We start from the raw sequence: 25,149 nt of genomic DNA, 5'->3' as shown, positions 1-25,149 counted from the left end.
CCTTCGTCGCCTTGTCGCTGCTCTATCGCGACCTAGACTGAATCGGAACTGTTCACCACATCGATCATATTATCCCTCAGGCCGATGCGACCCGTAGCGTGCTCCGAAGCCAGAACTTGCATGAGCACCGCATTGACGACATCATCGCCGCCTCAAGAAGCATCGGTAACCTGCAGCTCCTTCCTGCCGGAGAAAACCTTGAGAAGAACGCCCTGCCGTTCCGGTCGTGGGATGAAGCTCATGGCGTGGCTGCACGATGTGAAACCGCAGTACTTTATCGCAGCAGCCGCGATTCGCAAGAATGGCCCTTGTCTTTCAGCGGCAAAATCATAGCCCCTCTCAGAAGAGCACGAAGCTTCGTCTAGGGGTATGGCCAAGTCAGCGCGACGGACGATCAAGCCCGTAAGCACGAGATAGGCAACGAACAGGGCACTCGCAGTATCGAAGAGGCGGAGCGCCGGATCAGCCCATCGCAACTCATCGCTCGTCACCTAAAACTTGCACCCTCCACTTCCGCTCACATGCGACTTGGACGTGCTGCCAAGGCGTATACAGCAAGTGGAGCGGGACCATCAGATTTCCAGATGAACTGCTCGCACGAGCATTGATCCTTCTGCCGACACATTTGCAAAACTGCTGATATGTAAAAGAGGTCTATACAATCCCATGCCACAAATACAAAGCGCTTAAGCCCCCCGTGTAGCCATTGGGTATGTCCGTGTGTCTAGCAAGGCTCAGGTCAGTGGAAGCGGACCAGATGCACAACGTAAAGCTATTGAGGTCTATGCAAATGCGCGCGGTGTCGTGCTGGAGAAGGTCTTCGAAGAGCACCATTCAGCGACAGACGCTACCCCCTTGGAGGAGCGGCCGGCGTTTCGCGAGGCGGTAGATCTTGCGACGCGAATGAACTGTCCACTCATCGTCTCCCGGATAGATCGGGTGTCTCGAAACGCACAGTCTTTCTTGGATTTCTGCGGGTCGCGGAAAATCAGCATCATCGCAGCGTGTGAGGATGATGAAGATCGTGCCGCTTGTCAGGCAACTCAAGTCGCGGAAGCGGAGCAAGTTGCTGCCCATCGTCATGCACGCAAAGCCGAGGTCTTTCAGGAGAAGCGAGCTAAAGGCCTGCGCCTCGGTCATTCGTCTCCCAGTCCGGCTGCGAACAAGAACCCAGTCCTGAGCAGACAAATATCTGCCCGCCAAAGGCGTGAAAGTATCGCTGTCGTGATAAGCGAAATCGGCGTGGATGCTCCGTTGCACGTAGTCGCAAATGAACTGAACCGGCGTGGCATCCTGACTAGTCGGGGCAAGGAGTGGACCGCGAAGCGTCTGCAGTGCGATTACCACCAAGTGATCAAATCACTCCCACCTCCGGCAAATGACCAGCCAGAATGCGGCGAGGACGATGACGAATATCCCTTGCGGGAGCATCCCTCCTACGGGTTGTTCTAATGTGACTGCATCCATGGGTAAAAATCCTGCTGCACATCCGGTCAGCAGGGCTTACCCTTGGTGCAGCTGATGCATGGGGCCTGACTGATTAGCTCTGGGAGTCTGCCGGCAGGCGTTGCCGCGCCCTGCTGCCTCTCCACTGACGGCCGCATCTTTCCTGGCGATCGTCGCCTCTACGGCATGTCAAGATGGTGCAGTAAGGCAGCAAGCAGGAGGAGCGCCTATGACCGAATATGAACGTGATGTCGAACTAAGAGCATCTAACAAAACCTTCTGATCTGGTTGAGGCAGATGAGGGCGCAGCCGAGGATTACGAAGGCCTCGTGAATGTCGGCGCGTCGCTCATAGCGGATAGTCAGACGGCGGAAGCGGTTGAGCCAGGCAAGCGTTCGTTCGACGACCCAGCGGTGGCAGCCCAACCTCTCGCTGCTGTCCACTGTCCGCCGAGCAATGCGGGGCATGATCGCGCGGGCGCGGCATTCGGACCGGCAACGATGGTTATCGTAAGCCTTGTCGGCGTGGAGCTTGTCGGGGCGCTTGCGCGGGCGGCCGCGACCGTGGCGCACGCCCGGCACGGCATCGAGGGTGGGCGCCAGCATCAGGCTGTCATGCCGGTTGGCTGGACTCAGGCGCACCCCGAGCGGGGTGCCTCTCCGGTCGACCACAAGATGGCGCTTCGTGCCTGGTTTGCCGCGATCCGTCGGGTTCGGGCCGATCTCGGTGCCCCCCTTTTGGCCGCCACGGCGGCGCTGTCGAGGGAGGCCCGGCTCCAGTCCAGATGTCCGGCATCCGATAGGCGCTCCAGCAGCATGCGGTGGAGCCCAGCCCAGATGCCGGCCGCTTGCCAGTCCCGCAGCCGGCGCCAGCAGGTCATGCCGGAGCAGCCGAACTCGCGCGGCAACATCTCCCAAGGGATGCCGGAGCGGAGCACGAAGAGGATGCCGGCCAAGGCCAGCCGGTCATCGCAGCGGGGACGGCCGCCCTGGGGCTTGGGCCGCGGCCTCGGCAGCAACGGCTCCAGCGCCGCCCACAGATCATCGGATACAAGGGGCTTGCTCATGTCCCCTAACGCACGAGAGGCGGTTTTGTTAGGCGCTCTAACACTACTCTGCCACCTCCATAGCCGGAGCAATCATGACGTCGGCAGGATAGACCGTCTGGGTCGGCAGAATGCCCACCGCCCAGGTGAGACCCTGCTCCGAGAGCTTCTGCCGGAAGTCTGCCACCTTGCCGTACTCGGCATCCGCCAGCACAGCGCCGAAGCGCGCTCCAGCCACTTGGATGCGACTGATCTCGTCCAGGGCGATCCGCCATTTGGGCCGGCCGGGGATCGCCTCTGGCACACCGGCACGGGCGCGCCGCCCTGCGTCCTCGGCCCAGGCGCGAGGCAGGAACAAACGCAGGCCCACACAGACCGGAACCTCGCAGCGCGCCAGCGTGAGCGAGACCAAGGCCTGGCAGTTGGCCTTTTTGCCCAGTTGGCCGCAATACTGGCGCGCAACCCCCACCGAGTGTCGCCCCTGCTTGACCAGGGCGGTGTCGTCGATGATCAGCACAGCCTCTGGACCACCGACGAGCCGGTCGGCGGCCCGCACCAGCTCCTCCTCGAGCGGCTCACAGCGCCAAGGCGAGGTGGAGATGAAGTGGTGAAGCTGCTGAACGTCTCCGGGCGCTACGCGAGCGGCCATTGGCTCGACGCTCTTGCGCTCGCCCGGCCCGAGCAGCCCCTGAAGATACACCGGTGCCCAGCGGCGCTGCTCGACCCTGCCGAGCCGAGCTAGGAAAGGTGCGAGCCAAGCCTCATAGGCAGCCCGCCAGTGGCTTGTGGTTGCTCTCATCACGGCACCTCCCGTGAGCACCACCCCGAACTACCACAAAACCTGGCAGAGTAGTGCTAAGCCGATACTTGCAGCGAAAGGCCACCCTTCGATTGCTCTGGATCGTCGGCTCCGGGCTTCTGGCAACTGCGGCTTATTACTTCAGCACCGTGGGCCTGCCAGACCACTGGTGGCCAATCGCCTTTGTAGCCGTTGGCAGCTGCCTACCGACGCTCGCGGCCTGCATGACATTCAGCGGCTGGGTGCTCGCTGGCGGGTCCAAGAAGCAGTGACCGGCCTTGCACGGCCTCTTTGCCCAACTCTACTACCAGAGCGAGTTTCTGCGCATATTCACCTGAAGCCCCATGTTTTAACTCGGTTGTATCGAGACGGAGGTTGCGGATATATATATATATATCTCGAACGCGTGTTCCTGCATAAGAAACCACATCCGAAGCGGGGCTCACTGATCTGCCCCGGTCCAACGCCTTTTGCCTTCCGGCCCGGTGCCTCTCTCGCGCAGACTGACGCTTTCCAGCTCCCGCGACAGGTCGGTGATCTTGTGGACCACCAGATGGACGACCTCGCGCTGGACGCGGGCCGTCACGGCGATTAGGGGGTGCCAAGGAAGATGCGGCGATGGGCCTCGAAGACCTTCGTCCAAACCACGAGATTGGCGATGCCGGTCTCGTCCTCGAGGGTGAGGAAGAGGACGCCCTTCGCAGCCCCCGGGCGCTGGCGGACGAGGACGATGCCGGCGGTCTCGAGCCACTGGCCGTTGCGGACGCTCATGGCCTCAGTTCAGGGGATGATCCCGCGCCGGCGCAGGTCCCCGCGCAGGAAGGCCACGAGGTGGTCGCGCACGGAGAGGCCAGTGCGGGCTTAGGCCTCGACGACCTTGCGGCTGCGGCGCATAGGTTGAAGGAACGCCAAGTCTCCAGCTGGATGCCGGGTCAGAGCCGGTCGGGCGCAATGGGTGGTCATATCGGGCGTGTGCATCAATCTGCGGAATGCCACCGAACCCTTGCAGGATCCGTTCGGGATGCTGTCCGCTGCGGCCGGAGGACACGCTTCCGCTCATCTTCCAGCCGGAGAACTCCAGCCTCGAACGATCCGGCTTCAGGACTCAGCATCATCCATGTGGTGGGCCTTCATGACGGCCGCTTTCAAAGCCGCCTGAATTCCCGAGATGAAACCTGCAGATCGCGCCGCATTGATGCCTGCAGCCGTGGTGCCTTCATAGGCAAGATAAGCCTCGATCATTTCGGGCGCTTGGCTGATCCGCCCGGCCAGAACCTGGGGCGCATCGCAGATCACTGCTTCGGCCGCACGCCAGGCGACAGCCTCTACAATGCCGTTGGCCCGCAGGAAGTCGGCCAGTGCCGTGGCAAGAAGTGCCGGATAAGCGGAGCCCGAACCAGGAACGGCGGTCATCAGGTCAAGATGGCTTTCCTGCTGCAACTCGTCTTCGCTGCCAATCGCCGACAGCAGCCATCTGACCGCCGCCCGATCCGCGTCGGTCACGCCCGAACCGGCGATCCAGGGGGAGTAGGATCGGCCAATCTCAGCTGCCGCATTCGGCATCGCCCTCACGATTCTTCCCCGGCAGGCAGCAAGCCGGGCAAGCCTTGTGCCGGCCATGAAGGACACCACCAGCCGGCCGGGCGCCATCAGCTTCAGCGCCGGCCAGTCCTGCGGCCGGACCGAGACCACCACGAGATCGCTGCACGCGACCAGATCGTCCACGTCCCGCGCCCATGTCACATCCGCATGGCCGTGGTAGTCTGCCCGGGGACCGCTGCGGTTCAGCAGCACCAGTTCGGTCGGCCTGAGCATCCCCCGCGCGAGAAGCTGTCCACCCAAGGCCGAACCCAGCCAGCCGGTCGCGCCGATGATGCCGACCCTCATGCCGCGGCCGCGCGGTCGTTCCACAAGGCCCAGAGCGCCAGCAGCGGCCCATCGCCGGACCGCATCGCGTGCAGGATGCCCGGCCGGTTGTAGAAAGAACCGCCGATGCCGGGCGAGAACCAGTCTCCGTCCTCCTGCCGGAACTCGCCGTCGGAGAGAACCAGGTAGGTTTCCTCGGGCGCGTGGTCGTGGTCGGGATAGCGCACATGCGGCGCCAGCAGCGACACGCCGATCCAGATGTCGTTGCGCTGCTCGATCCCGCCCGGCCCGACGAAGACGGCATTCGCGTGCGAGGTCGGGAAATTGGTGCTGGCCGTGTCGTTCGTGCCGCGAGGACGCCAATCGAGCGCCGGCTCGACCGCGCGGAAGGCTTGCGCCAAGGGGCCGAGATCAGGGTGGGCGGAGAGCGACCCAAGCATCGGATCGAGGTGCTCGCAGACGGGCTGGCGGCTGCCGGAAGACTTGCGCTGCGGCTCGACCCGCTCGGCGGCAGCGGCAATCCGGCGCAGTGATGCGCGGGCCTCCTCTCCCGGCGCGCGCTGCGCCAAGGCCGCCAGCGTGACGTCAAGAAACCGCTGCAGTTCCGGGCTGCGGGTGTTCGTCATCGTTCTCTCCTCCACTCTCATGCATCACATCAGGGACTGCTGCCGCTCCTGCCCATCCGGCCTCGGCCTCGCGCGCCATGCCGGACAGCCAGTCAAGGAACAGTTCGGCTACCTGCTTGGGCTTGCCCCGATGCGGCAGGACGACGTGATAGCCGTCGCTGGTCTGGGCGACATGGGGCGTCAGGCGCACCAGCCGCCGCTGTTCGATCAGATCCGGGATCAGCCGCGCCCATCCCAATGATATCCCCTGCCCCGCCAGCGCCGCATAAATGGAATCGGTGAAGGAACTGCAGACCATCTGGGCGCCGCGCCGGGGCATCTCGGCGCCGAAGGCCGACAGCCACGCTTCCCACCCCGTCCAGACGGGATCGTAGGACTGGTGCATGATCAGCGGGTGCCGGACAAGCTGGTCCAGATCGTCGATCGGCCCGTGCGCCTGCAGATAGTCAGGGCTGCAGATCGGATAAACCTCATCCCGGAACAGCAGGATCGAGCGGCCGTCCGGCCACAGCCCGTTCCCATAACGAATTGTAACATCCACCTCGCCGCGGCCGAGGTCCACCAGTTCGTCCTGCGCGACGATCCGCAGCTTGACGCCCGGATGCCCGCGGCTGAACCGCGAGATGCGCGGCAGCAGCCAGAAATGCGAGAAGCCGACCGAGGCCGAGATAACCAGTTCATCGGAGGCCGAGCTTTCGCTGACCTCGGCGATGGCGTCGGCCACCAGCGTCAGCGCGGTGCTGGCGGCATTCGCAAGCGTCCGGCCCTTTTCCGTCAGTTCGATGCGGCGGTGCAGGCGGCGGAACACCGGAAAGCCCAGCGTATCCTCCAGCAGGTGGATCTGGCGGCTGACGGCCGCCTGCGTCACCCCCAGTTCCCCCGCGGCGCGGGTGAAGCTGCGCAGCCGCGCCGCGGATTCGAACGTCACCAACGCGGTCAGCGGCGGCAGCCTGCGGCGCAATCCCGGCACGTTCCCGATCCCCCGACTGCGGCGATTCGCCGCCTTGCCATAACTTTGGATCATGCCATCAAGGATCATTATTGCAGTTGAGGGAAGCCCGCTTCTGGCGCCTAGGATGGCGGACAACAGGTCCAGCCTTCGCCAGAGGATTCCGATGCTCGACAAGTCCCCCTTTTCCACGATCTCGACGCTGCTCGACGAACGGGTCGAGGGGCGTTCCCTGCCCGCCGGGCTTTACACGCGCGAGGACGTGTTCCAGGCGGACCTTGAGGTGCTGTTCCGCAAGCACTGGATCTACATCGGCCCCGAATGCGACGTGCCCGAACCCGGCGACGCCGTGGCGATCGACATCGGCGGGTCGAGCCTGATCATGCTGCGCGACGACGACGGCGAGCTGCGGGTCTTCCACAACGTCTGCCGCCACCGCGGCGCGCGCATCCTCGATGCGGGCACGACCGTCGTGTCCAAGCTCGTCTGCCCCTATCACCAGTGGACCTATGAACTGACGGGCGAGCTTGCCCATGCCCCGCACATGGGCAAGGATTTCGACAAGACCTGCAACAGCCTCAGGCACGCGAACTTCCGCAACATCGGCGGGCTGATCCATGTCTGCCTGTCCGACGACCCGCCCGCCGACATCGCCGCACTGGAAGCCGTGGGGCGTGAACGGCTGCTGCCCTATGACCTGAAAAACACCCGCGTCGCCCACCAGACCGACCTGATCGAGAACGGCAACTGGAAGCTGACGATGGAGAACAACCGGGAATGCTATCACTGCTCGGCCAACCACCCCGAGCTTTGCGTGTCCTTCATCGACCTCGACTTCGGCTTCGACCCCGAAAGCCTCTCGCCCGAGGACCGCGAGACCGCCGACCGGCACGAGGCGATGTATGCGGCGCAGACCGCCGAGTGGGAGGCACAGGGCCATCCTTCCGCCGCCATCGAGCAACTGACGAACTGCGGCACCAACTTCCGCACCCAGCGGCTGATCATTTCCGGCGCGGGCGAATCGCAGACCCCCGACGCGACTGCGGCAGTGTCGAAGCTGCTGGGGATCGGGCGCAAGGATCTGGGCGATATGCACCTGTGGGGGCACAACAGCTGGCACCATTTCATGGGCGACCACATCATCACCGCGATGGTGATCCCGCTCGGGCCGGACAAGACGATGCTGCGGATGAAATGGCTGGTCCACAAGGACGCGGTCGAGGGCGTGGACTATGACTTCGACAAGCTGACCAGCGTCTGGATCGCCACGAACGAACAGGATGGCTCGCTGGTGGGACGGTCGCACGCGGGCGTGTCGGACCCGGCCTATGTGCCGGGGATGTATTCGCCCTTCACCGAGACCCAGTTGAACTGGTTCGCAGGCTGGTATGTGGACCGGATGCGCGCCCATGGATACTGAGGTGCAGGCTGCCGTGTCTTGCTGGTGGGACCCGGAGCTCGACGACCAGTTGCGCTGCGTCGCGGTTCATCAGGAAACCCATGACGTCCGCAGCTTCACCTTTGTCTCGCCCGCCGGAAAGCAGTTCCGCTTCGGCTCGGGGCAGTATTTCCTGTTCGATTTTCCCGTGGGGGATGCGGTCGAAAGCCGCTGCTACAGCATCTCCTCGCCCCCCACCCGGCCGGGCAGCTTCACCGTCACGGTCAAGCGCGTGGCAGGTGGCGTGGTATCGAACTGGCTGCATGACAACCTGACGCCCGGCGCCACCGTGCGGGCGCAGGGGCCGCGGGGAACGTTCCTGCGGCCGGTGGCCGAGACGCGGAAATACCTGTTCCTGTCGGGCGGCTCGGGGATCACCCCGGTCATGTCGATGCTGCGCGAGATCGCGGATACGGCCGAGGTTTCGGACGTGGTGTTCCTGCACGCGGGCCGGACGCCGCAGGACTTCGTCTTCCGCGAGGAACTCGCGTTGCTGGCAGCCCGGATCAAGGGGCTGCGGCTGTTCCTGCTGCCCGAGGCGCGGGGGGCCGAGCCGTCATGGCCTGGCCTCACGGCGCGCATCTCGGCGGAACTGATGGCGCTGGCGGTCCCCGACATGGCCGAGCGCGTGGTGATGTGCTGCGGACCCGCGCCCTTCATGGCCGCCGCACGGTCGATTGCAGCAAGCCTCGGCGTGCCGCCGGGCCGGTATCTGGAGGAAAGCTTCGACGCCGCCGTGCTGGAAGCGCCCTTGCCCGAGGTCACGCCGGCGACCCGGACCTTCAAGGTCCAGTTCGCCAAGCAGAACCGCACCATTGAGGTCGGGGCCGAGCAGACGGTGCTGTCCTGCGCCAAGAAGGCGGGCGTCCGCATCCCGTCCTCCTGCGCCAACGGCATCTGCGGCACCTGCAAGTCGCGGCTGGTCAGCGGCAGCGTGGACATGACGCACGGCGGCGGCATCCGCCAGCGCGAGATCGACGCGGGCCTGTTCCTGCCCTGCTGCTCGCGACCGCTCAGCGATCTGGTGATCGAGCGCTGAAAGGGCAGCCCGTCATGGGCGGGTTCTCTCCACGGGATGCGGCAACGGCCTGCCTTTTCCGGGCAGGCCGTTTTCTCAACTGCCCCCGGCGGCAACCTCCACGGCCCGCGTCATCGGCATCAGCCCGATGGCGCGGCCTGCCTGGTCCAGCACCGTCAGCCGGTCCACGCCTTCCGCCGACATCATGCGGATCGCCTCGCCCAGGTTGGCCCGGCCGGGGATGGCAGGCCCCTGCGCCTCGGCCGTCAGCGGCTGCATGACGGATGCGACCTGCACCACCTTGGCGCGGTCCACGTGCTGGACGAAGCTCGACACATAGTCGTCGGCGGGCTGCAGCACCATCTCCTGCCCCGTGCCCTCCTGGATGATGGAGCCATCGCGCAGCAGCGCGATCCGGTCGCCGATCCGCAGCGCCTCGTCGAAGTCGTGGGTGATGAAGATGATGGTCTTGCGGAACTCCTGCTGCAGGTCCAGCAGAACCGTCTGCATGTCATAGCGGATCAGCGGGTCCAGCGCCGAATATGCCTCGTCCATCAACAGGATCGGCGCGTCGTTGGCCAGCGCCCGGGCCAGCCCCACCCGCTGCTGCATGCCCCCTGACAACTGGTTGGGATAGCGTGTCTCGTAGCCGGCCAGCCCCACCCGCTCGATCCACCCCTTCGCGGTGCGGTGGCGGCGGTCCTCGGGGAGGCCCTGGATTTCCAGCCCGTAGGCCACGTTGTCAAGCACCGTGCGATGCGGCAGCAGGGCGAATTTCTGGAACACCATGGCCGTCTTGTGGCGGCGAAAGGCGCGCAGCTCGGCCTGCGTCATCGCCACCACGTCCTGCCCGTCGATCACGATCTCGCCCGCCGTGGGTTCGATCAGGCGGTTGATGTGGCGGATCAGGGTGGATTTGCCGGACCCGGACAGGCCCATGACGACCTGGATCGTGCCGGGCTGGACCGAGATGTTGATGTCGCGCAGGCCCAGCACATGGCGATGTCTCGCGTTCAGCTCTGTCTTGGTCATGCCGCGGCGGACGGCATCGACATGATCCAGCGAGCGGGCGCCGAAAATCTTGTAGAGATTGCGGATTTCGATCCCAGTGGGCTCAGACATTCCCGCCCTCGCGGTGTTTCTGCAGGCGGCGGCCGAATGCCTGGCTGATGCGGTCGAAGATGAAGGCGATGCCGACGATGGCGAAGCCGTTGAAAACGCCCAGCGTGAAATACTGGTTGGAAATCGCCCGCAGCACCGGCTGGCCCAGCCCCTGCACCCCGATCATCGAGGCGATGACGACCATGGCCAGCGCCATCATGATGGTCTGGTTGACGCCCGCCATGATCGTCGGCAGCGCCAGCGGCAACTGGACATTCCACAGCTTCTGCCATGCGGACGAGCCGAAGGCGTCCGCCGCCTCGATCACCTCGCGGTCCACCTCCCGCACGCCCAGGTTCGTCAGGCGCACGACGGGCGGCAGGGCATAGACGACAACGGCGATCATGCCGGCGACGCGGCCGATGCCAAGAAGCATCACGACCGGGATCAGGTAGACGAAGCTGGGCATGGTCTGCATCACGTCCAGCAGCGGGTTCATGGACGCCTGCGCCTGGCCCGACCGCGCCATCAGGATGCCCAGCGGGATGCCGACCGCGATGGCGATCAGCGTGCAGACAAGGATCATGGCGATCGTCCGCATCGTGTCTTCCCACATCCCGAAATAGCCGATCGCGGCCAGCGTCAGGACGCTTGCGGCGGTCAGCCGGACGCTGCGGCTGCCCAGCCACGCCAGCCCGCCCACGATCAGCAGCACCAGCGGCCAGGGCATCCCCAGCATCAGGCGTTCGGAAAAGATCAGCATCCGCCGCAGGGGATCGAAGAAGCCCTCGATCGCCGAGCCGTAGCTGCGCGTGAACTCGCGGAAGGCGTCGTCGATGACGCGCTTGAGGTTGCGAAGGGTTTCCTCGTTCATCTGGGGAAACCGGTTCATCCAGTCCGGCATGGCGGTCCTGCCCTGGTGCTTGCGGATGGGATCACATGGGCCGCGGGCAAAGCGGCCCGCGGCACCGGCTCAGGCGGTCAGAGCGCCGCCCTGATCTTCTCGGCGGCCTCGGGCGTCACCCAGGCTTCCCACAGTTCGGGCTGGGTGCGCAGGAACTCGCGCGCGCCATCCTCGCCGGTGGCCTGGTTGTCGGTCATCCAGGCGATCAGCCTGTTGACCGTGTCGTTCGACCAGGACCGGGTGTTGAGATAGTCCATCACCCCCTGCGGCGCACGTTCCGCGAAGTCCGAGGCGATCAGGGTATAGACCACGTCCGACTTCCAGTCGTTGGGCTTGGGGTCCGGGCAGTCGGCTTTCGAACTGCAGCGTTCCCATTCCGCGTCATCCAGCGGCACGCCGTGCTGCAGGCGGGCCATTTCATACTTGCCCAGCAGCGCGGTCGGTTCCCAGTAGAAGGCGACGATGGGCTGCTGGTTCTCATAGGCCCTGGCGATCGCGCCATCCAGCCCGGCGGCCGAGCCGGTGTCCAGCAGGTTCCAGCCCATGTCCGCCGCGCCGTAGGCCTTGAACATCTGGGTGGTGACGATGGTGCCGCCCCAGCCTTCCTGCCCATTGTAGATCGCCCCCTTGTCAGGGTTCTCGGGGTCCGGGAACAGATCAGGATGCTTCAGCAATTCCGGGATCGTCAGGATCTCGGGGTGGGCATCCGCGATGTATTTCGGGATGAACCAGCCCTGCTGGCCGCCGTCGCTCAGCGCGTTGGCGCCATAGACGATCTTGCCGTCGGCGCGCGCCTGCTCGGTCAGGTCGGGCAGCAGGTTGATCCAGGCCTCGGGGACGACCTCGGGGCGGCCGCGCTCGATCAGCGAGGTGATCGAGGGCACGGTGTCGCCCGCCACGATCTCGGCGTTGCAGCCGTAGCCGTTGTTCAGGATGAACTGGTCCAGCGCCGCCAGCACCTCGGCGCTTTGCCAGTTCATGTTCGACAGCGACAGGTCGCCGCATTCTTCCTGGGCCAGCGCAGGGGCGCCGGCCAAGGCGGCGCCGAAGGCTGCCAGGGTCAGGATCTTCCGCATTCTCTCCTCCCGTCCAGAGCGTTGGTGGTGGCGTGCAGGCGGCTCTGGGGCGCCAGCAGCCTGCGCGGGGCCGGCCTCAGCCGGCGCCGCGTTTCACAGGAACCGGCTGCCCGTCCCCGTCGGGCCGACAGCCGAAGGGCGCAAGGAAGCGGGCCATCTCGCTGGGGGTGGCCTCGGTGCCGGTGTAGATGCGGACATAGGATGCGATGCGGGTCAGCCGGGTGGCGACCGTCTCGCGCGTCTGCATCGAGATATAGCCGATCTGGACCAGATAGATCGTGCGCGCCCGCACGTCGGCGTCGATCTCCTCATAGCCGAAGCCGCGCAGCATGACGCGCAGCGCCTCCATCCTCGTCTCGTCGGCGCGCTTGACGCGGCTCATGGTGTCGTCGGACTGCAAGGCCCAACTGCGAACGGCGAACTCGAAGCCGGCATCGAACTGTTCACCCACGATAAAGCAGGCCAACAGGTTCAGCGCCGCCTCGGCCGGGGTTTCGGCATAGGCTTCGGCAGCGGCGACGAAGCCGCGGGTGTTGGTCTGCTCCCATCGGTCCAGCAGGGCTTCCAGCAATTCCTCGCGGCTTTGGAAGAACCAGTAGAAGCTGGTGCGCGACAGGTTCAGCCGGTCGGACAGCACCTGGATGCGGACGCTGTCGACGCCCCCCTCGATCAGCGCCTGGTAGGCCGCTTCCAGCCACAACTCGCGCGAGCCGCGTTCCTTCAGGCGCTTGGCGGGGGGCGAACTCACATCCATGAATCGGATGATAGCGTCGGATGGCTATCTGACAACGAAAATTGTTCAGCCTCGAACATCGAATGTTCGGCATGATCGATTTTCTTGACAGGTGTGAACAGTGCTTCCACTCTGCCGTCGATATCCCTCCCGAGAGCGCGCCATGTCTAACGATCCGCTGCTTCAGCCCTTCACCCTCAGGCACCTGACGCTGAAGAATCGCTTGCTGCTGACCTCGCACGAGCCGGCCTATGGCGAGGACGGGCTGCCCAAGGACCGCTACCGCGCCTATCACGTCGAGCGAGCGAAAGGCGGGGTCGCGCTGACGATGACGGCGGGCTCGGCGGTGGTGGGGCCGGACAGCCCCCCCGCCTTCGGGAACCTGCTGCTTTACAAGGACGAGGTCGTGCCGTGGATGCGGCGACTTGTGGACGAATGCCATGACCACGGCGCCGCGGTGATGATCCAGGTCACGCACATGGGCCGCCGCACCCGCTGGGACCGGGGCGACTGGCTGCCGGTGGTAGGACCGTCGCATGAACGCGAGGCCGCGCATCGCGCCTTCCCCAAGCGGATTGAGGACTGGGACATCGCCCGCATCACCGCCCAATTCGCGGACGCGGCCGAACGGATGAAGGAAGCGGGCGTCGACGGGATCGAGCTGCAGGCCTACGGCCAGTTGCTCCAGCAGTTCTGGTCGCCCGGCATCAACGATCTCGACCCGCCCTATGGCGGCAGCCTCGACAACCGGCTGCGCTTTACCTTCGAGGTGCTGGACGCGGTGCGAAAGCGCGTCGGTCCAGATTTCATCGTCGGAATGCGGGTCGTCACCGACGAGCAGATGCAGGATGGCGTGACCAAGGACGAGGGGATCGAGATCGCCCACCGCCTGAAGGGCAGCGGGCAGGTCGATTTCCTGAACATCATCCGCGGCCATATCGACACCGATGCGGCGCTGACCGACATGATCCCGATCCAGGGGATGCCGTCCGCCCCGCATCTCGAATTCGCCGGGGAGATGCGGGCCTCGGCGCAGATGCCGACCTTCCACGCCGCCCGCATCCAGGACGTGGCCACGGCCCGCCATGCGGTCGCCGGCGGCCTTCTGGACATGGTCGGCATGACCCGCGCCCATATCGCCGACCCGCATATCGTCAGGAAGATGATGGCGGGACAGGAGGACCGCATCCGACCCTGCGTCGGCGCGAACTATTGCCTCGACCGCATCTACCAAGGCGGCATCGCGCTCTGCATCCACAACCCCGCCTCGGGGCGCGAGGAAACGATGCCCCACACGATCCCGCCCAGCCCGAAGCCGCGCCGGGTGACGGTCGTGGGCGCCGGTCCTGCCGGGCTCGAGGCGGCGCGGGTCGCGGCCGAGCGCGGCCATGCCGTCACTGTCTTCGAGGCCGCCGACCGGCCCGGCGGGCAGGTTCGGCTGGCCGCGCTGCAGCCCCGGCGGCGCGAGATGGAACAGATCGTCTCGTGGCGAATGGCGGAATGCGAACGGCTGGGCGTGACCTTCCGCTTCAACAGCTTTGCGGATGCGGCAGACGTGCTGGACAGCGCGCCGGATGTCGTGATCGTCGCCACGGGCGGGCTGCCCCATACCGAGGTTCTGGCGCAGGGCAACGAACTGGTCGTCTCGGCCTGGGACATCCTGTCGGGCGACGTGAAGCCCGGCGCGAACGTGCTGGTCTTCGACGACGCGGGCGACCATGCCGCCCTGCAGGCCGCGCAGGCCATCGTCGAAACGGGCGCCGAGGTCGAGGTCGTGACCCCCGACCGCACCTTCTCGCCCGAGATCATGGCAATGAACCTCGTCCCCTACATGCGCGCCTTGCAGAAGGGAAAGACGACCTTCACCGTCACCTGGCGGCTGCAACAGGTGAGCCGCGACGGCAACATGCTGCGCGCCACGCTGGGCAGCGACTACGGCGATTTCCGGCGCGAGCGGATCGTGGATCAGGTCGTCGTCAACCACGGCACCCGGCCGCTGGACGAGCTGTATTTCGACCTCAAGCCGCAGTCCTCGAATCTGGGAGAGGTCGATTACGACGCCCTGATCGCGGGGGGACCACAGCAGGTCGCCCGCAATCCTTCGGGCGGCTTCCAGCTCTACCGCATCGGTGACGCCGTCTCCGCCCGAAACACCCATGCCGCGATCTATGACGCGCTGCGCCTGGTGAAGGATCTCTGAGGATGGCATTTCCCCAACAGGCAAGGGTCGTCATCATCGGGCTTGGCGGCATCGTCGGCGCATCCGTCGCCCATCACCTGATCGCGCGCGGCTGGGACGACATCGTCGGCATCGACAAGTCGGGCATCCCGACCGACATCGGCTCGACCGCCCACGCCTCGGACTTCTGCTTCACCACCAGCCATGATTTCCTGAGCACCTGGACGTCGCTCTATTCCGCCGATTTCTACGAAAGGCTCGGCCATTACGCCCGGGTCGGCGGGATCGAGGTCGCGCGGAAGGGCGATGACGCCCGCATGAATGAACTAAAACGCAAGGTCGCCTCGGGCAAGGCCTTCGGCACCCGCGCCCGGATGATCTCGCCCGCCGAGGTCAAGGAACGCTTTCCGCTGATCGAGGAGGACGTGATCCAAGGGGCCTTGTGGGACCCTGATGCGGGGCTGGTCGTTCCCCGCTCGCAGACGGTGGCGGGCAAGCTGGTCGATCAGGGCGTGGCCTCGGGCAGGCTGCGGGCCTTCGCCAACACCCCCGCGACCGCGCTGGAGATCGAGGACGGCCGCATCCGCGGCGTCGTCACCCCGCGCGGCACCATCCGCGCCGACCTGGTGATCGTCTGCGCCGGCCTCTGGGGGCGGCTCATCGCCGGGATGGCGGGCGAGGACCTGCCGGTCTTCCCGGTGGACCACCCGCTGACCTTCTTCGGCCCCTTCAACCAGTTCGAGGGCACGGGCAAGGACATCGGCTATCCCTTGCTGCGCGACCAGGGCAACTCGGCCTACATGCGCGACACGGGCGACCCCACGACCGCCGAGGGCGGGCAGATCGAATGGGGCTACTACTACGACGCCGCGCCCCGCCTCTGCCATCCGCGCGAGATCCTGGAAAAGGAGTTCACGCGGCTGTCGCCCTCGCAGCGCGACCTCGACATCGAGGACCTGATGGAGCCCTTGGAGCGCGCCATCGAACTGACGCCCGTTCTGGGTGAGTTGGGCTATAACGAGGGCCATTCCTTCAACGGGCTGCTGCAGGCGACGACCGACGCGATGCCCTCGGTCGGGGAAAGCCGCAAGGTGCGGGGGCTATGGTATGCGGTCGCTGTCTGGGTCAAGGACGCCCCCGCCATCGGCAAGCTGCTGGCCGACTGGATCATCGACGGCCGCACCCATATCGACCACGCAAGCATCGACTATGCCCGGTTCAGCCCCCACCAGCTTGAGGCGGACTACATCACCGCCCGCTGCACCCAGACAGCGGTGGCGATCTACACCCCGCCGGTCCACCCGCGCGAGCCGTTCGAGGGCGGGCGCGACATCCGCCGCTCGCCCTTCCACCAGCGCGAGGTGGAGCTTGGCGGGTATTTCATGGAACTCGGCGGCTGGGAACGCGCTCATGGCTATGCCGCGAACGAGCATCTGCTGGAGAAATACGGCGACCGCGTCCCCGTCCGCGCGCATGAATGGGACAACCGCCACTTCTGGCGCGTCTCGAACGCCGAGCATCTGGAGATGAGCGAAAGCTGCGGCATCATCAACCTGTCCCATTTCCACATCACCGACATCTCGGGGCCGGATCATGTCGCACTGCTGGAATGGCTCTGCGCCGCCCGCATCGGGGGGGACGCGAATATCGGCAAGGGCATCTACACCCATTTCCTTGACGATCAGGGCAATATCCGCGCCGACCTGACCGTGCTGCGCTTGGCCGACCGCTGCCTGCTGGTCAACGGGGCAGATGCCGGTCCGCGCGACCTGACCTGTATGCGCCGCGTGGCGCAGGATCGCGGGCTGGACGTCACCCTGACCGACGCCTCCGAGGAGCGCATCACCATCGGCTTCTGGGGCCCCGAGGCCCGCGCGAAGCTGCAGAAGGTGGTGGAAGACCCCGCCGCGCTGGAACCCGAGGCCTTCCCCTTCGCCGCCCTCCGCCCGATCAGGATCGCGGGGTGCGAGGTCACGGCTTTCCGCATCTCCTATGTCGGGGAACGGGGGTGGGAACTGCACATGGCCTACGAGGACGGGCTGGCCGTCTGGGACGCCCTGCGCTCGACCGGCGCCATCGCGGTGGGGATCGAGACCTACGCCAACTCGCGCCGGATGGAGAAAAGCCTGCGGCTGCAGAACGCCGACCTGCGGACGGAATACAACCTGTTCGAGGCGGGACTGGCTCGGCCCAAGGTCAAGGAGGCCGATTTCCGCGGCAAGGCAAAGCATCTCGAATATGCCGCGCGGGATCACCAGCCGGCGATGCTCTGCACGCTGGTAATGACCGACAACATCGACGGCAACGGGATTGCCCGCTATCCCGTCGGAATCCTGCCGGTGCTGGACCCCGACATCGGCGAGACGCTGGTCGATGAGCTTGGCCGGCGGTCTTGGACGAGTTCCATCGCCTATGGCCCGACCATCGGCAGGAACATCGCCCTTGCCTACCTGCCCCGCTCCCACGCCCGGGAGTGCCGCAGGCTGGCGGTGGAATACATGGGCGAGACTTTCCCGGTCGAGGTGGCCACTGTCGGATACAAGGCGCTCTATGATCCCGATAATGAAAAGCCGCGAAGCTGAACCTCTATATCGCCGGTGATCCAGATCGCTGGAAATGGCGGACGTCGGTCCTAAACTGCAGCGTCTGGACCTCGGCGCGTTGATCCGCCCGGACATAGGGCCACCGACCCACTCGCTCCTGCTGCGGCGATTCCTCGGGAAGAGAACCAGTGCTTCGTCTTTGTGCAGGAAGCTGACGCTGGTCTGGCCCTTGCATTCGCTCTGCCTTTGCCCCGCGGATCAAGGCAGAGCGAACAGATGTAGCTGTCGAGTTCAGCACAGGAGCGCGCTCCTGTCAGCCGGCACGCTCTTCGTCAGCAGCCTCAAGGGGATCGGGCGCATCGATCTGCACGCTGTCCTCGACACCTCTGGCTCCTGAACCTTCGGCTTGCCTCATATGCCTCCAGGCAACCCAAGCGGGAGAATCTCTCTCTGCAGAGCCATAGAGGCAGCTTGCTGAACTCGTAGATGATGTTCGGCGTGGCCGGGAAACGTTCCCCCAATTGTTTCCCGATCCTCCTCTAGCAGGCTGCTGAAGAACTCGACCCTCGACGCTGTTTCCGGGACATGATTCATCCTCACTGCTGCGTTTGCGGAGGTGAGGATGCGCGGGACGGACAAGGTGACGGGATCGCTGTTCAGCTATGTCGACGTTGAGGAGCGCATCCCCGCCCGGCACCCGCTGCACAAGATCCGGCGGATCGTCAACGAGGCGCTAACCAGTCTCGATGGCGAGTTTGACCGGCTCTATGCGGTCGAGGGCCATCCCTCCATCGCGCCGGAGCGGTTGGCTCGCGCGCGAGCCTGCTCCAGATCCTGTTCTCGGTCCGCTCCGAGCGGCAGCTCATGGAGCAGATGCACTACAACCTGCTGTTTCGGTGGTTCGTCGGGCTCGGCATCAACGATCCGGTCTGGGTTCCGACAGTGTTTTTCAAGAACCGCGACCGGCTGCTAACCACCTATATCGCCCGCAAGTTCCTGGCGACGATCCTGGCCCACCGCGAGGTGGCGCCGCTGCTGTCGGATGAGCACTTCTCGGTCGACGGCACCCTGGTGAAGGCCTGGGCGTCGATGAAGAGCTTCCAGCCGAAGGCCGGGGGCGCGCCGCGCGATGAGGGCAGCGGACCGGGCGATCCGCCTTCCAGCCGCACCGCATATGCCCCCGACCAGCCGCAACCCGAGATCGAGACCACCTCGATGGCCCGCCCCGCCCGCCAGGATCGCAATGCCAAGATCGACTTCCGAGGCGAGAAGCGCTCGAACGCCACCCATGCCTCGACCACCGACCCCGAGGCGCGGCTCTACAAGAAGTCGCCAGGCGCGGGCGCGATGCTCTGCTTCATGGGGCACATGCTGATGGAGAATCGCAGTGGCCTGATCGTGCAGACGGACCCGACGCAGGCCGATGGCAAGGCCGAGCGCCGTGCCGCACTGGACATGATCCACCGCCACTCGCCCGGATCGACGCGTCGAACAGCTACGCACACATCTCGCGGACTCCATCGCAGCCTACAACTTCGCGCGCAGGCTCAAGACGCTGAGCGGCCTCACGCCCTACGAATACATCTGCAAGGTCTGGACTTCAGAGCCGGACAGATTCATCCTCAACCCGATCCACCAGATGCCGGGACTGAACACGTGGAAGATCTCCAGATCTGCGGGGCCGCTCCTCGATTCAGAGAACCCAGCTCTTGACGCTCTGGCGAGGTTTAGTTCAGCTACTGCACCGGTATGCGTGAGGGATCAAATTTGCTGCACATCTAGCTGCACAAGATGCTGCACGACAAGAATAAATACCGTTAGAAATCAATGTTCTGATTTGCGTTCAGATGGAGCGTGGAGCACTTCACCCGCTCCAGTCCTCTCCTTCTCGGTCACTGCAAGCTGTTGAAATGGCTTACCCCAGCGCGCCCTTCAACTCGCGCGCGGCGAAGTCGATGAACCGCCGCACCTTGGGGTCCTGCAACTCGCGGTGCGGCGTCAGCACGCCGAACTCAGCCGTGACAGGGGGGCTCCCGGGCAGCACCTCGACCAACCGCCCATCCGCCATCGCATCGGCCACCTCGTAGCGGGGCCGGTTGGCAATGCCCGCGCCGCCCAGCGCCCAGTTCAGCAAGACCTCGCCATCGTCAGAGTCGAAGGCCCCCGCGACGGCCAGCTTCCTTGGCCCCTCTGGCGTCTGCAGCATCCAGAAATACTCGGGCGAGCGTGGAAAGCGCAGCAATAGGCAGTTATGGCGCTTGAGGTCGTCAGGTGCCTCCGGAGTTCCATGCTGCTCAAGGTAGGAGGGCGCGGCCACCAGCACACGCGGGCAGTCCGCGATCTTGCGGCGGATCAGGGTCGAGTCCTCGGGCTGGCCCAGAAAGAAGGCGAGGTCGATCCCGTCCTCGACGATGTTCACCGTGCGATCGGACAGGCGCAGGCGCACCTGCACCTCGGGGTTTTCCGCAACGAAGCGCGGCACCAGCGGCGCGACCAGCCGCCGCCCTGCGCCCAAGGGAGCCGCCACCCGCAGGGCTCCTTGAGGTGTGCCCGACAGGCTCGCCACCGCTGCCTCGGTCTCGTCCAGCGCCGCCAGCACCCGGCGGGCGTTCTCGTAAAGCACCTGCCCGATCTCGGTCGGCGTCAGCGTCCGCGTCGTGCGGTTCAGCAGCCGGGCCCCGAACTTCGCCTCGAGGTCGCGGATGCGGGTCGAGGCGGCGGCGGGCGACAGCCTCATGTCACGTCCTCCGGCCGTGATCGAGCCCAGCTCGACCACGCGCACGAAGACCCTGAGGCTTTCCAGATAGGACATCACGGCGTATTCTTTCGAAACGGCGTAAACTGTTCACGCGCGGCTGCGTTTTGTGCAAGCGCGAAGTTGCGCCATGCTGCGGGCCACCCACGCGAGGGCGTCACCCAAATGATCCGCTTCCTACTCAACGACACCGAAATCCGGCTGACTGAGGCCGGTCCCGGCGACACGCTGCTGGACTTCCTGCGTCTTGGCCGGGGCCTGACCGGCACCAAGGAGGGCTGCGCCGAGGGCGACTGCGGCGCCTGCACGGTGCTGGTCGGCCGCCTGCACGGTGGCGCGCTGGTCTATGAGCCGGTGAACGCCTGCATCCGCTTCCTCGCCGCCTGCCACCGCTGCCACGTCGTCACCATCGAGCATCTGCGCGGCGAGGGCGGCGGGCTGCACCCGATCCAGGCCGCGATGGTCGAGCATCACGGCAGCCAGTGCGGCTTCTGCACGCCAGGCTTTGTCATGGCGCTTTACGGGCTGTGGATGACGCATGAGAGCCCGGACGTGGTGCAGATCGAGACCGCGCTGCAGGGAAACCTGTGCCGCTGCACGGGTTATGAGCCGATTGTCAAGGCGGCGCTAGCCGCGGGCCGCGCGGGCGGGCAGTTGGGGGATTTCCTTGTGGCCCAGCGCGCCGAGGTCACGGCGAAGCTGTCCGCCATGCCCGTGGGCGCCGAGGTCGGCCGGGGCGAGGAACGCGCCATCCTGCCCGCCGACACGGACGAGCTGGCCCGCGTGCTGGTCCGGCACCCGCAGGCCACCATCGTCGCGGGAGCGACCGACGTGGGGCTGTGGGTGACGAAGCAGTTCCGCCCGATCTCTCCGGCCGTGTTCATCGGCCACCTGATGAAAGGGATCGAGGTCGACGCGGAGGAGATCCGCATCGGCGCGGGCGTGACCTATTCCGAGTTCGCCCCCGTGATCGACGACCATTTCCCCGAGGTCGAGGACTATGTCCTCCGCATCGGCGGCTGGCAGATCAGGAACGCGGGCACCATTGGCGGCAACATCGCCAACGGCTCGCCCATCGGGGAAACGCCGCCGCTGCTGATCGCGCTGGGCGCGCGGATCGTCCTTCGGCTTGGCGACGCGCGGCGCGAGTTGCCGCTGGAGGCGTTCTTCCTCGACTACGGCCGCCAGGACCGCCGACCGGGCGAGTTCGTGGAAACCGTGGTCATCCCCCTCAAGGGCAAGGCGATGATCGCCGCCTACAAGATGTCGAAGCGCCAGTCCGCCGACATCTCGGCCATCTCTGCGGGCTTCCGCATCCAGGTCGAGAACGGCACCATCACCCGCGCCCGCGTCGCCTTCGGCGGCCTGGCCGGCATCCCTGCGCGCGCGGCCAAGGCCGAGGCCGCGCTGGAAGGCCAGCCCTTCACCGCCGCCAGCTTCGAGGCCGCGGCCCGTGCCGTGAAGGGCGACTTCACCCCGCTCACCGACTTCCGGGCAACCGCCGACTATCGCCACGCGGTCGCCGCCAACTTCTTCCGCCGGTTCTGGCTGGAGAACTCGGGGCAAGATGTCCCGGTTCGCCTGAACCGCGCCGTGGGGGAATAAGCCATGAAGCACGAGACGCTGTCCCCGCCCGTCACGCCCGAGACGCGGCATGAATCGGCGGAAAAGCACGTCACCGGCCGGGCGGATTACACCGACGACCTGGTGCTGCCGCAGGGGGCGCTGCACGCCTATCTCGGCCTGTCCACCGTCACGCATGGGCGCATCCGGTCGATGGACCTCGACGCGGTGCGCGCCGCGCCGGGCGTCATCGACGTGCTGACCGCCGCCGACATCCCCGGCCAGAACGACGTCAGCCCCATCGGCAGGAACGACGACCCGATCCTTGCGGATGGCAAGGTCATGTTCCACGGCCAGCCGGTCTTTGCCGTGATCGCCGAGACACGCGAACATGCCCGCCGCGCGGCCCGGCTGGCGAAGATCGACTATGAGCCCCTGCCCCATGTGCTGGACCCCGTCGCCGCGCTGGATGCGGGCGGAGAGCTAGTTGTCCCCGGCATGACCCTGCGCCGGGGCGACCCTCAGGCGGCGCTGCCGAAAGCGCCGCGCCGGATCGACGGGCGCTTCACCATCGGTGGGCAGGACCACTTCTACCTTGAGGGTCAGATCGCGCTGGCGATCCCGGGCGAAGATGATGAGGTGGTGATCTTCACCTCGACCCAGCATCCGACCGAGGTGCAGCACATGGTCGCCCATGCGCTGGGCGTGCCCGCGAATGCGGTCGTCGTGAACGTGCGCCGGATGGGCGGCGGGTTCGGCGGCAAGGAAACGCAGATGAACCTGTTCTGCTGCGTGGCCGCCATCGCCGCGAAGAAATGGCATCGCGCCGTCAAGCTGCGCCCTGACCGGGACGACGACATGATCGCCACCGGCAAGCGGCATGACTTCGTGGTGGACTACAGCGTCGGCTTCGACGACGCGGGGCACATCCTCGCCGTCAAGGGCGACTGGTATGCCCGCTGCGGCTTTTCGGCCGACCTCAGCATGGCCGTCACCGACCGGGCGCTGTTCCATGCCGACAACGCCTATTTCTACCCCGAGGTCGAGGTCCGCTCGCATCCCCTGCGGACGAACACGGTGTCGAACACCGCCTTCCGCGGCTTCGGCGGCCCACAGGGCGTGATCGTGGCGGAACGGATCATCGAGGAAATCGCCTATGCCACAAGCCAGGACACGCTGGCCGTCCGCAAGGCGAACCTTTACCGGAACGGCCAGTTGACCCCCTATCATCAGCCGGTCGAGGACATGGTCCTGCCGCGCCTGTTCACGGAGCTTGAGGAGTCCTGCGACTATGCCCGCCGCCGTCAGGCGGTGCTGGACTGGAACGCCCGAATGCAGGCGGCGGGCGGGCCGATCCGCAAGGGCATCGCGCTGACCCCGGTCAAGTTCGGCATCAGCTTCACCGCCACGCATTTCAACCAGGCGGGGGCGCTGATCCACATCTACACCGACGGCTCGATCCAGTTGAACCACGGCGGCTGCGAGATGGGCCAAGGGTTGCACACCAAGATTGCCCAGATTGTGGCCGAGGCGTTTTCCGTGGGCCTCGACCGCATCAAGGTCACGAAGACCACGACCGAGAAGGTGCCGAACACCTCGGCTACGGCGGCGTCCTCGGGGACCGATCTCAACGGCATGGCGGCGCTGGATGCCGCCAACCAGATCAAGGCGCGGCTGGTCGATTTCCTCTGCATCGCCAAGGACGCCACGCCGGAAGAAATCCGCTTCGTCCCCGACCATGTCGTGGTGCGGGACGAGACGATCCCCTTCAGCAAGGTGATCGAGATGGCCTATCTGGCCCGTGTCCAGCTTTGGGCGGCGGGCTTCTATGCCACGCCTAAGATCCACTGGAACCGGGCCGAAGGGCGCGGGCGGCCGTTCTACTACTTCGCCTATGGCGCGGCCTGTTCCGAGGTTTCGGTGGACACGCTGACCGGCGAATACGTGATCGAGCGGACGGACGTGCTGCATGACGTGGGCCGGTCGATCAACCCCGCCATCGACCGCGGGCAGGTGGAAGGCGCCTTCGTGCAGGGCACCGGCTGGCTGACCAGCGAGGAGCTGTGGTGGGACGATCAGGGGCGGCTGCGGACCCACGCGCCGTCCACCTACAAGATCCCGCTGGCATCCGACCGGCCCAAGGTTTTCAACGTCAAGCTGGCCGAGTGGTCGGAAAACAAGGAACGCACGATCAAGCGGTCCAAGGCCGTGGGTGAGCCGCCCTTCATGCTGGGCATCTCGGTCTTCGAGGCGATCGGCCATGCCGTCGCCTCGGTCGCGGATTACCGCGAATGCCCGAGGCTGGACGCCCCCGCCACGCCGGAACGGGTGCTGATGGCCGTCGAACGGCTGCAGGGCGGGCCGCTGGCCCTGAGCGGGGCATGATCCGCGTCCGCATCACGCGCGCCCGAGGCTCGACCCCCCGCGAGGAAGGGGCCGAGATGATGGTGGGCGCAGAGGCCGTCACCGGCACCATCGGCGGCGGACAGTTGGAATACCTCGCCATCGACCGGGCGCGGCAGATGCTGGCCCGCGGCGAGGATCGCGCGGTGATGGACGTCCCGCTCGGCCCCGAGATCGGCCAGTGCTGCGGAGGGCGGGTGGAACTGACGCTGGACCGCGAACCAGCCAGCCCAGCGCCGCCAAAGCCCTCGGTGCTGATCTTCGGCGCGGGCCATGTGGGGCGCGCACTTGCCCGCGCCATGCTGCCGCTTCCGGTAAAGCTGCGCCTGATCGACCAGCGCCCGGCCGAATTGGCGCTGGCGGAAGTGCCGGGGGAACTGACCCCCCTGCCCGAGGCCGAGGTGCGCCGCGCGCCCGCGCGTTCGGCCTATGTGATCCTGACCCATGACCACGCGCTGGATTTCCTGATCGCGGCCGAGGCGCTGGCGCGGGGCGATGCTGCTTATGTCGGCATGATCGGCAGCGCGACCAAGCGCGCGACCTTCTCGCGCTTTGCCAAGGCGCGCGGTATCGACCCCGCGCCGTTGACCTGCCCCATCGGCGGCCTTGTCCGTGACAAGCGCCCCGAAGTCATCTCCGCCTTCACGGCGGCCGAGATCATGGCTACCCTGCTGGCGCGCCACCCGGCCCACGCAACCGCCTGAA

At 65.9% G+C, this 25,149-nt stretch carries 18 protein-coding genes and 3 pseudogenes; 10 read left to right on the top strand and 11 right to left on the bottom strand.

Annotated elements, in window-relative coordinates:
* Positions 1–705 precede the first annotated feature (705 nt).
* Entirely contained in the window at positions 706–1,452 is a 747-nt protein-coding gene (locus JGR78_RS01050) for a recombinase family protein (RefSeq protein ID WP_256435048.1), read from the top strand.
* A gap of 260 nt (positions 1,453–1,712) precedes the next feature.
* On the opposite strand, the gene JGR78_RS01045 is transcribed toward JGR78_RS01050, so the two are convergent.
* From JGR78_RS01045 to JGR78_RS01020, 6 genes and pseudogenes are all read right to left on the bottom strand, one after another.
* Positions 1,713–2,512, bottom strand: a protein-coding gene (locus JGR78_RS01045) for an IS5 family transposase (RefSeq protein WP_200559300.1) whose coding sequence is annotated in 2 segments (ribosomal slippage) — positions 1,713–2,179 and positions 2,179–2,512 — 801 coding nt in all. Because the reading frame shifts where the segments join, the coding sequence is not laid out codon by codon here.
* Between the two features lie 64 nt (positions 2,513–2,576).
* Positions 2,577–3,290: pseudogene (locus JGR78_RS01040) on the bottom strand (IS701 family transposase); the annotation flags it as partial.
* A gap of 591 nt (positions 3,291–3,881) precedes the next feature.
* On the bottom strand, positions 3,882–4,061 hold the full coding sequence (locus tag JGR78_RS01035) for an OB-fold nucleic acid binding domain-containing protein (RefSeq protein ID WP_182805534.1): 180 nt from the start codon (positions 4,059–4,061) through the stop codon (positions 3,882–3,884).
* 327 nt (positions 4,062–4,388) lie between these two features.
* Positions 4,389–5,177, bottom strand: a complete 789-nt coding sequence (locus tag JGR78_RS01030) for a pyrroline-5-carboxylate reductase (protein WP_182793219.1) — start codon at positions 5,175–5,177, stop codon at positions 4,389–4,391.
* On the bottom strand, positions 5,174–5,782 hold the full coding sequence (locus JGR78_RS01025) for a dimethylsulfonioproprionate lyase family protein (RefSeq protein WP_182793220.1): 609 nt from the start codon (positions 5,780–5,782) through the stop codon (positions 5,174–5,176). The genes JGR78_RS01030 and JGR78_RS01025 overlap by 4 nt, the downstream gene beginning before the upstream one ends.
* The gene (locus JGR78_RS01020; protein WP_200559386.1) at positions 5,742–6,806 is read right to left on the bottom strand and encodes a LysR substrate-binding domain-containing protein; all 1,065 of its coding nucleotides are present in this window, start codon (positions 6,804–6,806) and stop codon (positions 5,742–5,744) included. Before JGR78_RS01020 ends, JGR78_RS01025 begins: the two co-directional genes overlap by 41 nt.
* A 91-nt stretch (positions 6,807–6,897) precedes the next feature.
* On the opposite strand from JGR78_RS01020, the gene JGR78_RS01015 reads away from it, so the two are divergent.
* Positions 6,898–8,151 (top strand): aromatic ring-hydroxylating dioxygenase subunit alpha, encoded by a 1,254-nt coding sequence (locus JGR78_RS01015; RefSeq protein WP_182793221.1) that lies wholly within the window; start codon positions 6,898–6,900, stop codon positions 8,149–8,151.
* Positions 8,141–9,208 (top strand): hybrid-cluster NAD(P)-dependent oxidoreductase, encoded by a 1,068-nt coding sequence (locus JGR78_RS01010; protein ID WP_182793222.1) that lies wholly within the window; start codon positions 8,141–8,143, stop codon positions 9,206–9,208. The genes JGR78_RS01015 and JGR78_RS01010 overlap by 11 nt, the downstream gene beginning before the upstream one ends.
* A 75-nt stretch (positions 9,209–9,283) precedes the next feature.
* Here the strand turns inward: JGR78_RS01010 and JGR78_RS01005 are convergent, their stop codons facing one another.
* From JGR78_RS01005 to JGR78_RS00990, 4 genes are all read right to left on the bottom strand, one after another.
* Complete coding sequence (locus JGR78_RS01005; RefSeq protein WP_182793223.1) at positions 9,284–10,309, bottom strand: glycine betaine/L-proline ABC transporter ATP-binding protein; 1,026 nt, start codon at positions 10,307–10,309, stop codon at positions 9,284–9,286.
* On the bottom strand, positions 10,302–11,180 hold the full coding sequence (locus JGR78_RS01000) for a proline/glycine betaine ABC transporter permease (RefSeq protein WP_234450806.1): 879 nt from the start codon (positions 11,178–11,180) through the stop codon (positions 10,302–10,304). The genes JGR78_RS01005 and JGR78_RS01000 overlap by 8 nt, the downstream gene beginning before the upstream one ends.
* Before the next feature lie 89 nt (positions 11,181–11,269).
* Positions 11,270–12,268 (bottom strand): glycine betaine ABC transporter substrate-binding protein, encoded by a 999-nt coding sequence (locus tag JGR78_RS00995; RefSeq protein WP_182805532.1) that lies wholly within the window; start codon positions 12,266–12,268, stop codon positions 11,270–11,272.
* Positions 12,269–12,344: 76 nt separating this feature from the next.
* Positions 12,345–13,016 (bottom strand): TetR/AcrR family transcriptional regulator, encoded by a 672-nt coding sequence (locus JGR78_RS00990; RefSeq protein WP_234450805.1) that lies wholly within the window; start codon positions 13,014–13,016, stop codon positions 12,345–12,347.
* A gap of 148 nt (positions 13,017–13,164) precedes the next feature.
* Here JGR78_RS00990 and JGR78_RS00985 point away from each other — a divergent pair, with 148 nt between their 5' ends.
* From JGR78_RS00985 to JGR78_RS00970, 4 genes and pseudogenes are all read left to right on the top strand, one after another.
* Positions 13,165–15,201, top strand: a complete 2,037-nt coding sequence (locus JGR78_RS00985) for an NADH:flavin oxidoreductase (protein WP_182793227.1) — start codon at positions 13,165–13,167, stop codon at positions 15,199–15,201.
* A 2-nt stretch (positions 15,202–15,203) separates the two neighbouring features.
* Positions 15,204–17,762, top strand: a complete 2,559-nt coding sequence (locus JGR78_RS00980; RefSeq protein WP_182805530.1) for an FAD-dependent oxidoreductase — start codon at positions 15,204–15,206, stop codon at positions 17,760–17,762.
* A 583-nt stretch (positions 17,763–18,345) separates the two neighbouring features.
* A pseudogene (locus JGR78_RS00975) lies at positions 18,346–19,218 on the top strand (IS5 family transposase); the annotation flags it as partial.
* Positions 19,213–19,380 (top strand): annotated as a pseudogene (locus JGR78_RS00970) (IS481 family transposase); the annotation flags it as partial. The pseudogenes JGR78_RS00975 and JGR78_RS00970, both read left to right, overlap by 6 nt.
* Before the next feature lie 258 nt (positions 19,381–19,638).
* On the opposite strand, the gene JGR78_RS00965 reads toward JGR78_RS00970, so the two are convergent.
* Complete coding sequence (locus JGR78_RS00965; RefSeq protein WP_182805528.1) at positions 19,639–20,535, bottom strand: LysR family transcriptional regulator; 897 nt, start codon at positions 20,533–20,535, stop codon at positions 19,639–19,641.
* 108 nt (positions 20,536–20,643) lie between these two features.
* On the opposite strand from JGR78_RS00965, the gene xdhA reads away from it, so the two are divergent.
* Genes xdhA through xdhC form a run of 3 tightly spaced genes read left to right on the top strand, consistent with a single transcriptional unit; the run spans position 20,644 to position 25,148 of the window.
* On the top strand, positions 20,644–22,083 hold the full coding sequence (gene xdhA, locus JGR78_RS00960; protein WP_182793229.1) for a xanthine dehydrogenase small subunit: 1,440 nt from the start codon (positions 20,644–20,646) through the stop codon (positions 22,081–22,083).
* Positions 22,084–22,086: 3 nt separating this feature from the next.
* Positions 22,087–24,426 carry a xanthine dehydrogenase molybdopterin binding subunit gene (gene xdhB, locus JGR78_RS00955; protein ID WP_182805526.1) on the top strand — a complete coding sequence of 780 codons (2,340 nt, stop codon included), beginning with the start codon at positions 22,087–22,089 and terminating at the stop codon, positions 24,424–24,426.
* Positions 24,423–25,148, top strand: a complete 726-nt coding sequence (gene xdhC, locus JGR78_RS00950; RefSeq protein WP_182805524.1) for a xanthine dehydrogenase accessory protein XdhC — start codon at positions 24,423–24,425, stop codon at positions 25,146–25,148. Before xdhB ends, xdhC begins: the two co-directional genes overlap by 4 nt.
* Position 25,149: the final 1 nt, after the last annotated feature.

Source organism: Paracoccus sp. MC1862 (genome assembly GCF_016617715.1).
GTDB lineage: Bacteria > Pseudomonadota > Alphaproteobacteria > Rhodobacterales > Rhodobacteraceae > Paracoccus.
Note: the sequence above shows the minus strand (reverse complement) of the source record. Positions and strands in the feature narration are given on the sequence as shown.

Coding starts and splice junctions, on each gene's coding strand:
- xdhC (WP_182805524.1), top strand. CDS start 24,423: ATGATCCGCGTCCGCATCACGCGCGCCCGAGGCTCGACCCCCCGCGAG.
- JGR78_RS00965 (WP_182805528.1), bottom strand. CDS start 20,535: ATGTCCTATCTGGAAAGCCTCAGGGTCTTCGTGCGCGTGGTCGAGCTG.
- JGR78_RS01035 (WP_182805534.1), bottom strand. CDS start 4,061: ATGAGCGTCCGCAACGGCCAGTGGCTCGAGACCGCCGGCATCGTCCTC.
- xdhA (WP_182793229.1), top strand. CDS start 20,644: ATGATCCGCTTCCTACTCAACGACACCGAAATCCGGCTGACTGAGGCC.
- JGR78_RS01030 (WP_182793219.1), bottom strand. CDS start 5,177: ATGAGGGTCGGCATCATCGGCGCGACCGGCTGGCTGGGTTCGGCCTTG.
- JGR78_RS01005 (WP_182793223.1), bottom strand. CDS start 10,309: ATGTCTGAGCCCACTGGGATCGAAATCCGCAATCTCTACAAGATTTTC.
- JGR78_RS01015 (WP_182793221.1), top strand. CDS start 6,898: ATGCTCGACAAGTCCCCCTTTTCCACGATCTCGACGCTGCTCGACGAA.
- JGR78_RS00985 (WP_182793227.1), top strand. CDS start 13,165: ATGTCTAACGATCCGCTGCTTCAGCCCTTCACCCTCAGGCACCTGACG.
- JGR78_RS01020 (WP_200559386.1), bottom strand. CDS start 6,806: ATGATCCAAAGTTATGGCAAGGCGGCGAATCGCCGCAGTCGGGGGATC.
- JGR78_RS01010 (WP_182793222.1), top strand. CDS start 8,141: ATGGATACTGAGGTGCAGGCTGCCGTGTCTTGCTGGTGGGACCCGGAG.
- JGR78_RS00995 (WP_182805532.1), bottom strand. CDS start 12,268: ATGCGGAAGATCCTGACCCTGGCAGCCTTCGGCGCCGCCTTGGCCGGC.
- xdhB (WP_182805526.1), top strand. CDS start 22,087: ATGAAGCACGAGACGCTGTCCCCGCCCGTCACGCCCGAGACGCGGCAT.
- JGR78_RS00980 (WP_182805530.1), top strand. CDS start 15,204: ATGGCATTTCCCCAACAGGCAAGGGTCGTCATCATCGGGCTTGGCGGC.
- JGR78_RS01025 (WP_182793220.1), bottom strand. CDS start 5,782: ATGACGAACACCCGCAGCCCGGAACTGCAGCGGTTTCTTGACGTCACG.
- JGR78_RS01000 (WP_234450806.1), bottom strand. CDS start 11,180: ATGAACCGGTTTCCCCAGATGAACGAGGAAACCCTTCGCAACCTCAAG.